Raw genomic sequence first — 12,795 nt, 5'->3', positions numbered from 1 at the left:
CAGGGCGCTGCGCCGCCGGCCACGGCGCCGGTGACGGCGGGCGTCGGCGGCGGCAATACCACTGCCGGCGCAACGGCCGGCGGCACCGCAACCGGTGCCGCGCAGGCGCCGCTGTCCGAGGTCGACGTCGAGAAGATTCTCGACGACCTCGCACAGCAGAGCGGCCAGAAGCTGAACTGGCGCACGTCGATCGTCGACACGATGAAGGCGCTGGGACTGGACAGCAGCCTCGAGCATCGCAAGGAGCTTGCGCGCGAGCTGCAATACAACGGCGACATGAACGACTCGGCCGCGATGAATACGTGGCTGCACAAGCGCGTGATGCAGGAACTGGCGCGGAACGGCGGCAAGCTGCCGCCGGAATTGCAGGACTGACGTTTCGCGTGAAAGCGAGGGAGCGCGATCCCCTCCTTCTTCTCTCCTCGTCGCCCCCGCGAAGGCCGGGGGTCTAGCGGCTTGCATCAGCAGAGAGCAAAGACCCCTGGTCCCCGCGTTCGCGGGGACGACGGGATACGCTGCGGGCTCTACCGCCAGTTCGTCTCCGGATCGAGCGGATAGACCGGCCGCGCCACGCGCTGGAACGGAAAGCGCTCGTAGCGCGAGCTGGTCACGCCCTCCCCATCGCACTCGACCACGGCACGGGCGATCGGCACGAACACCGGCCGGCAGTACATCCGCGATTTCAGCAGCAGGAAGCGCGCGCGATGCGGATCCACGCCGATATGCGTGAAGATGCCGAGGTCCCAATGCTCCTGCGGCGTCTCGACGATCACGATCTGCGCGGCGCCGATATCGAGCAGCGCGCTGCGTCCCATGCGGATGCGCTGGCCGGTATAGGTTGGGCCGCTGATCACGTATTCGCCGTCGCCGAGCGCGGCCACCTTGCCGGTCAGCGGCTTCGACTGCGGATAGACGCCGAGCTGGGTCAGCGCCACCTTGTCGCCGACCGGCAGCGTCACCGTGGCGCCGACGCCGGCGGCGATCAGCGCGGCCACCGCCTCTGGATCGCAGACCGGCCCGACCGCGATGCCGGTCAAGCCCTGTGCCAGCGCTTCGTGCAGCACGGCCATGTTGTCGCAAGTGCCGCCGGACATGCAGTTGTCGCCGTGGTCGAGCAATAGCACGGGGCCCTCGCCCGGCGCGTCGGCAAGTTCGGCCGCGCGTGCGATCGATTGCGCCAGCGGCTCGCTGTCGTAGACGAAGCCGGCGCGGTCGTCCCAGATCTGCTGGGCAATGCGTTGCGCGACCGCGTCTGCGGCGGCGGCATCGCCGTCGCCGACGACGATCACGCTCAGGCAAGGCGCCGCGATATCGGCCAGGCCGAAGCCGGCCAGCACCGAAACCGCCAGCATGCCTTGCACTTCCGCCTCCCTTGCGAGCGCCACCGCGCGCTGCATCGCGCCCTGATCGGTGCGGCTGCACAGCGTATGCGTCAGCAGCGGCAGGCGGCGCCAGGCCACCACCGGTTTCGTGCGGCCCGCGATATGGTCGAGCAGCAGCCGGCCCGCGTGCTCGCCGGTCTCGTACATGTCGACGTGCGGATAGGTCTTGAAGCTGACCGCCACGTCGACGTGGTCGATCAGCTTCTGCGTGATATTGCCGTGCAGGTCCAGCGCGACCGCGATCGGCTTGTCGGGCAGTACCGCGCGCAGGCGTTCGAGCAGGTCGCCCTCGCCGTCGTCGCTGTTCTCGGCCACCATCGCGCCGTGCAGGTCCAGCATCACCGCATCGCAGCCCGGCGCGGCCTCGACGATCGCGTCGCACAGCGCGGTATAGGCCTGCGCCGCGACGCGGCCGCTGGGGTTGGCGCCGGCGATCACCGGCACCACGATCTCGGCGCCGGCCGCTTCGGCCAGCTCGATGAAGGCGCCGGCCGCGGTGCGCGTGCCGCGCGCGGCACGATAGCCGTCCTCGCCATAGCGCGGGTCGAACGACGCCAGCGGTGTGGGCACCGGCGAGAAGGTATTGGTCTCGTGATTGAGGCGGGCGATCAGGATTTTCATCGCGTGGGTCCGGGTCGGTGCGGTGTGGGTCGGAGGCCGGGTCAGACAGCGGGCTCAGCGCCCGCGCGCGGCGTCGAGCATCGCGTGCAGCAGCACGTTGGCGCCGGCCTCCAGATGCTCGGGGCGGGCGTCCTCGATCTCGTTATGGCTGATGCCGTCCTTGCACGGCACGAAGATCATTGCGGTCGGTGCGACCCGGGCCAGATAGACGGCATCGTGGCCGGCGCCGCTGACCACTTCCATCGCCGACAACCCCAGCTGCGCGGCGCCGTCGCGCACGGCCTGCACCAGCCGTGGCTCGAAGGGCTGCGGCGGGAAATAGACCACCTGCCGGACCTCGATGTCGATGCCCGAACGTTCGGACAGCGCAGTGCAGGCCCGATGCAGGGCCGCGTCCATCGCGGAGAGCACGGTGTCGTCGGCGGCGCGCAGGTCCACCGTCATCGTCACGCGGCCCGGGATCACGTTACGCGAGTCGGGATGGACCGACAGGCAGCCGACCGTGCCGCGTCCGTGCGGCGGATGGTCCAGCGCGATGCGGTTGACGATGCCGACCAGTTCGGACGCGGCCAGCAGCGCGTCGCGTCGAAGCGCCATCGGCGTGGGTCCGGCGTGCGCCTCCATGCCGGTCAGCACCACGTCGTACCAGCGTTGTCCAAGCGCGCCGGTGACCACGCCGATCACCGTGTCGTTCGCCTCGAGCACCGGACCCTGTTCGATATGGGCCTCGAAATAAGCGCCGACGGCGCGGCCGCCGACCGGCTCGGCGCCGGCATAGCCGATCTCGTTCAGCGCGTCGCCGACGCGCACGCCGTCGCGGTCTGTTTGCGCCAGCACATGGTCGAGTGCGAACTCGCCGATGAAGGCCCCCGAGCCCATCATCACCGGCACGAAGCGCGAGCCCTCTTCGTTGGTCCACACCGCGACCTCGAGCGGCGCGTCGGTGACGATGCCGGCGTCGGCCAGCGTGCGCAACACTTCCAGCCCGGCCAGCACGCCATAGTTGCCGTCGAACTTGCCGCCGGTCGGCTGCGTATCGATATGGCTGCCGGTCATCACCGGCGGCAGCGTGTCGTCGCGTCCGGCCCGGCGCGCGAAGATATTGCCGATCGCATCGACGCGAATCGCACAACCGATCGCCTTGGCCTCGGCGACGAAGAAGTCGCGGCCCTGGCGATCGAGATCGGTCAGCGCGAGCCGGCAGACGCCGCCCTTGGACGTCGAACCGATCTGTGCGAGCCGCATCAGTGCGTCCCACAGGCGGGCGCCGTCGATGCGCAGCGCGTCGATATCCGGCGCTGGAACGGCGTTGGCTTGGGGGTGCATGGTGAGGTCAACTGACATGTCGATATTCCGAAGCTAGCTCTTTGTCGTCCCCGCGCAGGCAGGGGCCCAGCGGCTTGAAGTCGCTGAGTCCCCGCCTGCGCGGGGACGACGGAATGGAAACGGTGACGGCGCGATCGTCACGCCGCCAGGCCCACGCCGAGATAGCGGTCCTTGACCGCCTCGTCGGCGATGAATTGCGCATTGGTACCGGTATAGACGACCGCGCCCTGCTCGATGATCACGTGCCGCTCGGCCAACTGCGTGCAGACCTCCAGGTTCTGCTCGACCAGCAGGATCGGCACGCCGGCCGCCTTGATCAACTTCAGCTGCGCAACGATTTCCTCGACGATCACCGGCGCCAGGCCTTCGACCGGCTCGTCGAGCATCAGCAGGCGCGGATGGTTCATCAGCGCGCGGGCAATGGCCAGCATCTGCTGCTCGCCGCCGGAGAGGTTTGCGCCGCTGTTGCGGCGCCGCTCGCGCAGCCGCGGGAAGATCCGGTAGACGTCGTCGAGCTGCCACGGAGAATCGCGCCGGGCCCCGAGCTTCAGGTTCTCCTCGACGGTCAGCAGCTTGAAGATGCCGCGATGCTCGGGCACGAAACACAGCCCCTGGGCGGCGATCCGGTGCGGCGGCAGCCCCGCGATATCGTTGCCGCGAAACAGCACGCGGCCGCCGCGTGGCGGCACCACGCCGGCGATCGCCTTCAGCGTGGTCGACTTGCCGGCGCCGTTGCGGCCCAGCAGCGTCACCAGTTCGCCCTCGCCCACCGCCAGCGAGACGCCCTGCAGCACATGGCTCTTGCCGTAGTAGCCATGGATGGCCTGCACATCGAGCATCGTCATCGCTCGCCTCCGGTGATCATGTTGCCGAGATAGGCCGCGCGCACGCGCGGATCGCCGCGCACGGTGTCGGGCGGGCCTTCCATCAGCACCTTGCCCTGCTGCATCACGGTGATGGTGTCGGAAATGTCCATCACGATGTCCATGTTGTGCTCGATCAGCACGACGGTATGATCCTCGGCCAGCCCGCGGATCAGCCGCTTCATCGCGCCGAGATCGTCGACGCCCATGCCCGAGGTCGGCTCGTCGAGGAAGATCGCGCGCGGCCGCGCGGCCAGCGCCATGCCGACTTCGAGCCGGCGCTGCTGGCCGTGCGACAGCGCACCGGCGACCGCGCCGGCGACGCGGGTCAGCTCGAGCCGCTCGAGCACGCGCTCGACCGTCTCCGTACAGGCCAGCTCGCCGACCGGACGGCGCCAGCAGTTCATCGCGCGCCGCGGCTGCGTGCCGAGCGCGGCCAGCCGCAGGTTCTCGCGCACCGGCAGGCTGGGAAACAAGCTGGTGACCTGGAACGAGCGCGCGATGCCGCGCTGCACGCGCTGGTAGTCGGTCTCGCCGGTGACGTCGTGCCCGTCGAAGACGATGCGCCCGCTGGTCACGCTGCGCGTGCCGGTCAGCATATGGAACAGCGTGGTCTTGCCGGCGCCGTTCGGACCGATCACCGAATGCACAGTGCCCGGCATCACGCGAAGATCCACGCCGCCCAGCGCCATGAACTTGCCGTACTGCTTGACCACGCCGGTGGCCTCGAGGATCGGGGCGGTCATGCGCGTTCCTCCCTTGCGGTGACTGCTTCCGTGGCGACTCCCGCGGCGGCTTCCGTATCGGGACCGATCGCGGCCGGCTCGCGGCGGATGCCGCGCAGCCGCAGCCATATCGTCGTGCCCAGCCCCCACAGGCCGCGCTGCATGAACAGGCTGACCGCGATCAGCAGGAAGCCCAGCAGCATCAGCCAGCGCGGCCACAGTGTCGACAGCCAGTCGGCCAGCAGCACATAGAACGCCGCGCCCAGCACCGACGCAAACACGTTGGCGGTGCCGCCGATCACCGTCATGATCAGGATCATCTCGCTGACGTGGTAGTCGATATTGGCCAGCGGCGCGATGCCGGTCAGCATCGCATGCAGGCCGCCGGCGAGCCCGGTTACCGCGCCGGAGATCACGAAGGCCAGCAGCTTGAACGCCTTGATGTTGTAGCCGACCGCCAGCGCCCGCTCCTCGTTGTCGCGGATTGCCAGCAGCGTGCGGCCGAACACCGAATCGGTGACGCGCAGCACCAGGAAGAACACCACCAGGAACAGCACCGCGACGAAGCCGTAGAACTGCCACGGCGAGGCCAGCGAGACCAGCTCGCGCCCGGCGATCGACAGCGCGGGTCTCGGGATGTCAAGCAGGCCGTTGTCGCCGCCGGTCAGCGACGGCACCGAATAGGCCAGGAAATAGAACATCTGCGAGAACGCCAGCGTCAGCATCACGAAGTAGGTGCCGCGCTGCCGAATCGAGAACCAGCCGACCAGCGCCGCCGCCCCCGCGCCGATGGCGATCGCCAGCGCCAGCGAAATCGGCACCGGCAGCGCGATGCGGGTCAGCGCCAGGCCCAGCGAATAGCTGCCCAGGCCGAAGAAAATGCCCTGGCCGAACGACAGCAGCCCGGTGTAGCCGAGCAGCAGGTTGCAGGCCATCACGGCCATCGCGTAGATCAGCACCTCGGTCGCCAGCGTGCCGGAGCGCAGCGTCAACGGCAGCAGCAGGGTGACGGCCAGCGCGAGCCACCAGAATCGATACGCCATCATCCCCTCCCCAGCAGGCCGTGCGGACGCAGCAGCAGCACCGCGGCCATCGCGACATAGATCATCAGCCTGGCGCCCTCGGGCCACAGCGTGCTCATCAGGCTTTGCACCACGCCGACCAGCAGCCCGCCGATCAGCGCGCCGGTGAAGCTGCCCATGCCGCCGACCACCACGACGATGAAGGCGACGCCCAGCGCCTCGACGCCCATGAACGGTTCGGCGCCGCGGATCGGCGCGGCCAGCACGCCGGCGATCGCGGCGGTGGCCGCCCCGAGCGCGAACATCAGGCTGAACAACCGGAACACGTTGATGCCGAGCAGCGACACCATCTCCGTCGACTCGCTGCCGGCACGCACCGCGCTGCCGAGCCGCGTGCCCTCCAGCAGCCACCACAGCGCCACCGCCAGCAGCGCGGTGAACGCGATGACGAACAGCCGGTACTTCGGATAGATGAAGTCGCCCCACATCACCACGCCCTGCAGCGCGTCGGGCGGCGGCACGTCGACGCCGAGCGGCCCCCAGCCGACGATGATCAGCTCCTGCACGGCGAGCGCGAGGCCCACCGTCACCAGGATGTGGAACTCATGGGGCTGGGCATAGACGTGGCGCAGCATCACGCGCTCGACCAGCCAGGCCAGCGCACCGATCACCAGGGGCGCCAGCACCAGCGCGGCCCAGAAGTTCATGCCCAGCTGCAGCGCCTGGAAGCACAGATACGCGCCGAGCGCATAGAAGGCGCCGTGCGCGAAATTGACGAAGCGCAACAGGCCGAAGACGATCGACAGGCCGACGGCCAGCAGGAAATACAGCATGCCGATGCCGATCCCGTTGATGACCTGCAACAGGTAGACGTTCATGAAGCGCTTCTTCGCTTTTGCTGTCGGATTGGATGGCGCCCTCTGACCATCGAAGGCGCGACGTTCTTCCTGTCCCCTCAGGGGGACAGGGTTGGGGAGAGGGGCTGGTTGCGAAGCGCAGGGGTTGGCAACCGCCCCTTGCCCTGTCCCCCACCCTTCTCCGGCAAGCGAAAGAAGGGAGAAGGGGGAAGATCAGCCGGATCGCTCAAGCCATCTTGCACTGCGTCTGCTCGGGCGGCAGGAAGGCCTTGCCGATGCTGATCACGTCGGCGTAGTCGTCCTTGTCCTTCATCTTGCCCTTGGCCTTGCCCTTGAGCAGGTAGTAGTTCTTCAGCACCTGGTGGTCAGCGGCGCGGATTTCCTCGGGGCCGGTCAGCCCCTCGTACTTGAGCCCTTCCATCGCCGCGATCACGGCCTTCGGGTCGGCGCTGCCGGCCTTGACCATCGCGTCGAGCATCAGCTTGGTACAGATATAGGAACCAGCCAGGCTGTAGTTTGGATTGGACTTGAAGGCCGTCTTGCAGCGCTGCACCAGATCGCGGTTCAGCGGCGTGTCGACGCCGTGCCAGTACTGCGCGCCGAAATAGACGCCGTCGCACAGGTCCGCGCCCAGCGATTCGAACTGCTCGAGCCCGGAGGCCCAGGCCAGCAGGATCGTCGTGTTCTTCTTCATGCCGAAGCTGACCGCCTGGCGCAGCGTGTCGGCCGATTGCGAGCCGAAGTTCAGGATCAGCAGCACGTCGGGCTTCGCAGCGATCGCATTGGTCAGATAGCCGCTGAACTCCTTCTCGTTGAGCGCGTGGTAGCTGTTGCCCACATGCTCGATGCCCTTCTCCTTGAAAATATTCTTCGCCGCCGACAGCAGGCCCTCGCCGAACACGTATTGCGGCGTGATCGTGTACCAGCGCTTCGCCTTGGGCATCGATTCGATCAGCGGCCGCACCGTGCGCTCGATCGCGCCATAGGTCGGCACCGACCAGCGGAAGGTCGCGCGGTTGCAGTCCTTGCCGGTGATCTCGTCGGCGCCGGCGGTGGTGACGAAGACCCCGCCGAATTTCTCGGCCTCCTTGCCCATCGCCAGCGATTCCGACGACAGGATGCCGCCGGCGAAGTAGCGCGCGTTCTTCTGCTGCGCCAGCTCCTGCACCTTGCGCACCGCGGTGGCGGGCTTGCCTTCGGTATCGAGCACGCTGTAGCGCAACGGCTTGCCGAGCACCTTGCCGTATTGCTCGACGATCAGCTTCATGCCGAGGTCGGCAAACTTGCCGTTGGCCGCGAACGGGCCAGACATCGGCACCGGACAACCGAGTTCGATCGCATCGTCGGCGGCCAGCACGGCACCGGCGCGCAGCAGGGAGGCGGGGACGGCGGCCAGCGCGCCGAGTTTGAGCACGTCACGACGATTCAAAGCTCACTCCTTGGATCTGTGGGGTCCATCGAAAGGGAAGGTCCGGCACGCGACAGGATCGCAACAGCGCTACAGCAAGAATCGAACCCGTTTATTCTATTTATACGTATAAACTGGTTGAAGGCATCATAGGAGCCGGTTTGCGCGACTGTCAATGAAGCGCCGGTCAGGGTTTACCTGCGCCCGTGCAGGCGCCGGTCATGCGCGAAGGCGGTGCCCGGTGCACCGCGATGGACCGCGCTGGACCGCTGCATGGACCACGGCGGCACCGCCGCGACCCGGCAAGGCGCATGCCGCGCCGGCATGGCGATCAAACGAAAGGAAGGACAATCCATGGTGACGTTCCGCGGCGCGAAGGCGCCGGCTCTGGCGATCCGCAAGCAGAAGCGCGCCGACCTGGTGGCGGAGGAACTGAAGCGCCTGATCACCGAGCGCGACCTGAAGCCCGGCGACAAGCTGCCGCAGGAGATCAAGCTGCAGCAGACCTTCGGCGTCAGCAAGAGCACGATCCGCGAAGCGCTGAAGTCGCTGGAGGTGCAAGGGCTGATCAGCGTCAGCACCGGTCCGGCCGGCGGCGGCACCATCGTCGAGGTGCCGCTGGACCGCACCTTCCAGCTGATGCAGAACTATCTGTTCTTCAAGGACGTCGGCATCGCCGACGTGTACACGGTGCGCCGGCTGCTCGAGCCGGAGCTGGCCGCCGGCGCGGTGCCGCACCTGACCGAGGACGACTTCCGCGCGCTCGAGCATACGATCGACCTGTGCGACCCCACCTCGGCCTCGGCGGCCGCGCCGCTGGACCAGCGCCAGGAGGACCTGAGCTTCCACGACATCCTGGCCGCGGCCAATCCGAATCCGATGCTGCGCTTCTGCTGCGAGTTGATCAACGAGATGCTGCGGCAGCTGGTGGTGTTCGGCAACGACACGCCCGCCTGCGAGCACGAGAAGTTCGGCGCGTCCAATGTCCGCTTCCACAAGAAGATCGTCGCGGCGGCCCGCGCGCGCGATGCCGAGCAGGTGCGCAAGCTGATGGCCGCGCATATGCAGGACTGCACGCGCCATATCACGCGGATGAACGGCCGCGTGCACGGCCGGCTGGTGCTCGACTCGGAATTGCCGCGCCGTTCGCTGGTGGTGCGGCCGCGCGTTCGCGAGCCAGAGCAGGCAAGTTGAACGCTCGGGCGCGCCGCGCGCCGCAGTGCTATTCGGCCTTGATGCCGTTTGCGCGGATCAGCTCGGCCCAGCTCGCGGTTTCTTCCCGGATCCGCGTCGCCAGCGCTTCGGGCGTGCTGGCCTGCGGCTCCATGCCCTGGCGCTGCAGGTCGGCGCGCACCGCCGGGGTGGCCAGCACCGTGCGCACTGCCTCGTGCAGTTGCGCGACGGTCTCGTCCGGCGTCGCGCCCGGCGCCAGCATCGCGTACCACGAACTGACCTCGATGCCGGCCATGCCCTGCTCCGCCATCGACGCAATATTCGGCGCGGCCGGCGAGCGCTTGCCCTGCGTCACGGCGATCGCGCGCAACGCGCCCGACTGGATGAACGGCGCCAGCGTCGGCAGCGTGCCGAGCAGGATCGGTACCTGGCCGCCAACCACGTCATTCAGCGCCTGGGTCGTGCCCTTGTACGGCACATGCAGCAGCGCCACGCCGGCCCTCTGGCGAAACAGCTCGCCGGCCAGATGCAGGCCGCTGCCGACACCCGGACTGGCATAGCCGAGCGGCGTGCCGCCGCGCTCGGCGGTGCGGGCCAGCGCGACCAATTCGGCCACCGACTTCGCCTTGACCGACGGATGGACCGCCAGCACATTCGGCGAACTGGCCAGCAGCGACACCGGACGGAAATCGCGCTCGACGCGGTAGGGCAATTGGGGCATCAGCGTCGGATAGATCGTCAGATTGCCGGCCGGCGCGATCAACACCGTACAACCGTCCCCGGCCGCGCGCCGCACCGCGTCGATGCCGATATTGCCGTTCGCACCGGGCTTGTTGTCGACGATCACGGTGCGGCCCTGGCCGCGCTGCATGCCGTGGGCAAGCGTGCGGGCCAGCAGATCGGCCGGGCCGCCCGCGGGGAACGGCACCACGATGCGGGTCGTCGCGCATGCAGTGGCGGCCTGTGCCGCCGGCGTGCCGGCCGCACCGGCGACCGCCAGGGCAAAAGTCGCCGCCGCAAGTGTCCGGCGCCGCCACGGCATCCCGTCGTTCGCCGCCACCATCGGTCCCGCCCCGGGCATGCCCCGCTTCATCGTTCTCTCCCGTTTCCGCGGCCGTCGGGCCGCGCTTTGCCGTGGGCGGCTAGCCGCGATGCAGCGGCACCACCTTGCCCTCGTCCTGAGGCCGATAGTCGAGCAGGCGCGACAGCTCGAGGGCCGCGCCGCGGACCTTCTCGACCAGCGAATCGAGCCTGGTCGGATCGATCTTCGCCGCCGGAATGGTCACGCCCATCGCCGCGACGACCTTGCCGCTGCGGTCGCGCACCGGCGCGGCAATACTGGAAATGCTGGCCTCGAAGAAGCCCTCCTGCAGCACATAGCCGCGCTCGCGGTCGCGCTGGACCATGTCGAACAGTTCCTCGACGGTCCGCGGCGTGCTGTCGGAGAACACTTCGAGCTGCGGCTCCGGATAGAGCTGGCGCAATTCGGGCATCGTCAGATCCTCCAGCAGCACGCGCCCGAGCACGGTGGCGTGCGCCGGCAGCCGCGTGCCGACATTGACGGTGCTGGCGAACGGCGTCGGCGCCACCGACTTGGCGACGTAGACGATCGAGCGGCCGTCGCGCACCACCAGATTGCACGGCAGCTGGATGTCGTCGCGCAGCCGCTCCAGCAGCGGCCGGCCCAGTTCGGTCAACTCCAGCGAGGCAAGGTATTCGAAGCCCAGCCGCAGCACGGCCATGCCGAGCTTGAATTCGCGCCCGCCGTCGGTGCGCTCGACGAAGCCCATCATCTCCAGCGTGGCAAGCAGGCGGAACACGGTCGAGCGCGGAATCTGCAGGCGCCGCGCCAGTTCGGCCGCCGACAGCGTGCGGTCGGTGCGGTTGAACTCGCCAAGCAGGCGCAGGCCGCGCTCCAGGCCGGGCACGATGTACCGTTCCTGGGAATCGTCGGGCAGGGAAGCGTTGTTCATGGTCGGTTCTCGAATTCTTGGAATTTGGCATTCCATCCAGATGATCGACACTCATATAACACGGGCGCGCCGGGAACGGAAAGGACCGGCTGGCGCGGTCTTCCTTTATGGATTGGCGCACGACTTCAGAATCGCTTCCGTCCCGGCGCCGCTTCCAATCTGCCGCCACCGATCCCCGTGCGACAATCGCCGCCCATCTTCCCCTTGGATCCATGCCGATACGATGAAGACATCCGCTGAGGTCAACCGCAAGGACGCCGCCGCAACGCGCAAGGCGCGCACGCCGTGGAGCGGCCTCGATGAACAGGGAACCGGCCTGACGGTCGACGACTTCCTGACCACGATGCTGGGTCAGCTCGTCAACGCGCTGCGGCGAACGGTGACCCAGCCCTACGCCGAGCAGTTCGGCCTGACGGTGCCGGAATGGCGGCTGCTGGCGCTGCTCGCTCACTGGGGGGAACTGCCCTTCGCCGAACTGGTGGTGCAGTCCACCTCGGACAAGGCGCTGGTCAGCCGCACGCTGCGGCTGCTGGAACAGCGCGGGCTGGTGAAGCTGTCCAACGCGGGCAATACGCCGCGTAAAAAGCTGTTTTGCCGAATCTCCGCCGCAGGCATGGCGCTGCACGATCAGGTGATCCCGCTGGCGCGGCGCCATCAGGCCGCGGTGCTGCATCTGCTGGATTCCGGCGAACGGGAGGCCCTGTATCGCGCGCTGCGGAAATTGCATGCGCAATGCGTGATGGGCCCGGGGGTCGACCCCGGTATCCCGGAAGAACAGTAAGTCACCGCGTGGCATGCGCGCTCACGCCTCGAGCTGCTCGAGCACCTTGCCCTTGGTCTCGATGCCGAGCCAGTGCACCGTCAGCGCCGCCGCGAACGGCACCAGCGCGAGCGCATAGAACGCGCCGCTGAGGTCGCCGCTGCCGATGGTGCCGGCGATCAGCGTCGGCGCGAAGATGGCGGCGATCTTCAGCCAGGCGCCGCCGAACCCGCAGCCCATCGCTCGCACGCTGGTCGGATACAGTTCCGGGGTATAGACATAGGCGGTGATGAAGCCGCTGGCCAGAAAGCCCATCGCGAACGCGCACAGCGTGGCGACCACATAGACGGACTGCTCGTGCAGCAGTCCCGCCAGCGCCAGCGACAGCGCGCACAGCACGAACGACACGTTGATCACCGGCTTGCGGCCGACCTTGTCGACCACCATCGCGCAGACGAGCGAGCCGACCACGCCCAGCACCGAGGCGCCGGCCGCCAGATTCAGCGCCAGTTGCAGCGGCGCGTGGTAGACCGTCTTGTAAATCGTCGGCAGCCACGTCGACAGCCCGTACTGGATGAAGCCGCAGGTGGCCCACAGCATCCACACCGCCAGCGTGCGGCCCAGGTAGGGGCCGCTGAGCAGATCGCGCACGCGGCGCCGCGGGTGCCGGGCCGCCATCGCGTCG

General features: G+C 68.2%; 13 protein-coding genes. 3 read left to right on the top strand and 10 right to left on the bottom strand.

The annotated features are described in order from the left end of the window. Window positions 1-375, top strand: a 375-nt coding sequence (locus B551_RS03380) for a DUF3597 domain-containing protein (protein ID WP_023263484.1), incomplete at its 5' end; no start/stop codon positions are given. A gap of 149 nt (window positions 376-524) precedes the next feature. On the opposite strand, the gene B551_RS03375 is transcribed toward B551_RS03380, so the two are convergent. The 7 genes from B551_RS03375 to B551_RS03345 form a co-directional block, all read right to left on the bottom strand. Next, window positions 525-2,003, bottom strand: a complete 1,479-nt coding sequence (locus B551_RS03375; protein WP_006579315.1) for a M81 family metallopeptidase — start codon at window positions 2,001-2,003, stop codon at window positions 525-527. Window positions 2,004-2,057: 54 nt separating this feature from the next. Continuing rightward, window positions 2,058-3,329, bottom strand: coding sequence for a Zn-dependent hydrolase (locus tag B551_RS03370; protein ID WP_006579316.1), 1,272 nt, complete (start codon window positions 3,327-3,329; stop codon window positions 2,058-2,060). 137 nt (window positions 3,330-3,466) lie between these two features. Continuing rightward, window positions 3,467-4,168 (bottom strand): ABC transporter ATP-binding protein, encoded by a 702-nt coding sequence (locus B551_RS03365; protein ID WP_006579317.1) that lies wholly within the window; start codon window positions 4,166-4,168, stop codon window positions 3,467-3,469. Window positions 4,169-4,170: 2 nt separating this feature from the next. Continuing rightward, the gene (locus tag B551_RS03360) at window positions 4,171-4,938 is read right to left on the bottom strand and encodes an ABC transporter ATP-binding protein (RefSeq protein ID WP_023263482.1); all 768 of its coding nucleotides are present in this window, start codon (window positions 4,936-4,938) and stop codon (window positions 4,171-4,173) included. Next, window positions 4,935-5,960: a Branched-chain amino acid inner-membrane translocator (inner-membrane translocator) gene (locus B551_RS03355; protein WP_006579288.1), complete on the bottom strand. Its 1,026-nt coding sequence runs from the start codon at window positions 5,958-5,960 to the stop codon at window positions 4,935-4,937. The genes B551_RS03360 and B551_RS03355 overlap by 4 nt, the downstream gene beginning before the upstream one ends. Further along, a complete protein-coding gene (locus B551_RS03350) occupies window positions 5,960-6,817 on the bottom strand; it encodes a branched-chain amino acid ABC transporter permease (RefSeq protein WP_006579287.1) in 858 nt (285 codons plus the stop codon). The genes B551_RS03355 and B551_RS03350 overlap by 1 nt, the downstream gene beginning before the upstream one ends. A 205-nt stretch (window positions 6,818-7,022) precedes the next feature. Then, window positions 7,023-8,225, bottom strand: coding sequence for an ABC transporter substrate-binding protein (locus B551_RS03345; protein ID WP_006579286.1), 1,203 nt, complete (start codon window positions 8,223-8,225; stop codon window positions 7,023-7,025). Between the two features lie 333 nt (window positions 8,226-8,558). Here B551_RS03345 and B551_RS03340 point away from each other — a divergent pair, with 333 nt between their 5' ends. After that, window positions 8,559-9,398, top strand: a complete 840-nt coding sequence (locus B551_RS03340; RefSeq protein WP_043437156.1) for a FadR/GntR family transcriptional regulator — start codon at window positions 8,559-8,561, stop codon at window positions 9,396-9,398. Window positions 9,399-9,426: 28 nt separating this feature from the next. Here the strand turns inward: B551_RS03340 and B551_RS03335 are convergent, their stop codons facing one another. Both B551_RS03335 and B551_RS03330 read right to left on the bottom strand, forming a co-directional pair. Further along, window positions 9,427-10,470 (bottom strand): tripartite tricarboxylate transporter substrate binding protein, encoded by a 1,044-nt coding sequence (locus B551_RS03335; protein ID WP_232205334.1) that lies wholly within the window; start codon window positions 10,468-10,470, stop codon window positions 9,427-9,429. A gap of 49 nt (window positions 10,471-10,519) precedes the next feature. Beyond that, on the bottom strand, window positions 10,520-11,350 hold the full coding sequence (locus B551_RS03330) for an IclR family transcriptional regulator (RefSeq protein WP_006579284.1): 831 nt from the start codon (window positions 11,348-11,350) through the stop codon (window positions 10,520-10,522). A gap of 223 nt (window positions 11,351-11,573) precedes the next feature. Between B551_RS03330 and B551_RS03325 the strand changes: the two genes are divergently transcribed. After that, entirely contained in the window at window positions 11,574-12,131 is a 558-nt protein-coding gene (locus B551_RS03325; protein ID WP_006579283.1) for a MarR family winged helix-turn-helix transcriptional regulator, read from the top strand. A gap of 21 nt (window positions 12,132-12,152) precedes the next feature. Here B551_RS03325 and B551_RS03320 read toward each other — a convergent pair. After that, window positions 12,153-12,795 (bottom strand): MFS transporter (locus B551_RS03320; RefSeq protein ID WP_023263477.1); only part of this gene is annotated, 643 nt, incomplete at its 5' end.

It is taken from the genome of Cupriavidus sp. HPC(L) (assembly GCF_000307735.3).
Taxonomy (GTDB): Bacteria; Pseudomonadota; Gammaproteobacteria; order Burkholderiales; family Burkholderiaceae; genus Cupriavidus.
The sequence above is the reverse complement of the archived record's forward strand: the minus strand, read 5'-3'. Positions and strand labels throughout refer to the sequence as shown.